The organism is Acidisphaera rubrifaciens HS-AP3 (genome assembly GCF_000964365.1).
In the GTDB taxonomy this organism is placed as follows: Bacteria; Pseudomonadota; Alphaproteobacteria; order Acetobacterales; family Acetobacteraceae; genus Acidisphaera; species Acidisphaera rubrifaciens.
Genome location: NZ_BANB01000397.1, coordinates 1 through 765, shown reverse-complemented (window position 1 = coordinate 765; position 765 = coordinate 1). Strand labels below are relative to the sequence as shown.

At 74.1% G+C, this 765-nt stretch carries 1 protein-coding gene; it reads right to left on the bottom strand.

Features of this window, described 5'->3' with window-relative positions; genetic code table 11:
- Positions 1-530, bottom strand: a 530-nt coding sequence (locus B8460_RS11745; protein WP_148360560.1) for a DJ-1/PfpI family protein, incomplete at its 3' end; no start/stop codon positions are given.
- Between the last annotated feature and the right edge of the window lie 235 nt (positions 531-765).

Here is a 765-nt window from a genome sequence, read left to right as displayed (position 1 = left end):
CCGTCGATCACCACGCGGGCATCGACCGGGATCGCGCCGAAGCAGGGGAGCAGGTGGAACGACGCCCAGTGGGTCGTCGCCCGCCGCCCGCGCAGCAGCCCGGCGGCGCCGCAGAGCAGGGCGCCGGTGCAGACCGAAAAGACCGCCCGCGCGCCCGCCGCCTGTCGCCGCAGCCAGTCGAGCACCGCCGCATCGTCCATCAGCGCTTCCTGCCCATACCCGCCGGGGACGTGCAGCACGTCGAGCGGCGGCGCGTCGGCGAGGGTCGCGTCCGGCGAGAGACGCAGGCCGCGTATGTCGCGGACCGCGGCGGTGCCGGGCGCATACACGCGATGCGTCGCGTTCGGCAGCCGCGACAGCACCTCGAACGGCCCGGTCAGGTCGATCTGGTCCACGCCCTCGAACAGCAGCGAGCCGATGTGGAGCGGGATGTCGTCCGCGATCGGTTCAATCGCGCCCGGCCGGATGTGGCCCGGCTGGGTGGGGTGGGTGGCCGTGGGGTCGGTGGCGGTCGCATCGGTGTCGGGCATGGGGCGGCTCCGCGTCGTTTCGGGTGGACGCGCGGACGGTAGCGGGGCAGCGTCCGGCGGAGATGCCAAACACACCTCGTTTTCCGCCAACGCCGGACCCGCCCGCGCGGGTGGTCGATCTGCTTGCCTTTCCCGCGGTGCAGGTGCTGGACGTGACCGGGCCGTTGCAGGTGTTCGCGACCGCCAACGAGCTCGCGGCGGCCGCGGGCGAGGCCGCGCCCTATGCGCCGCGCGT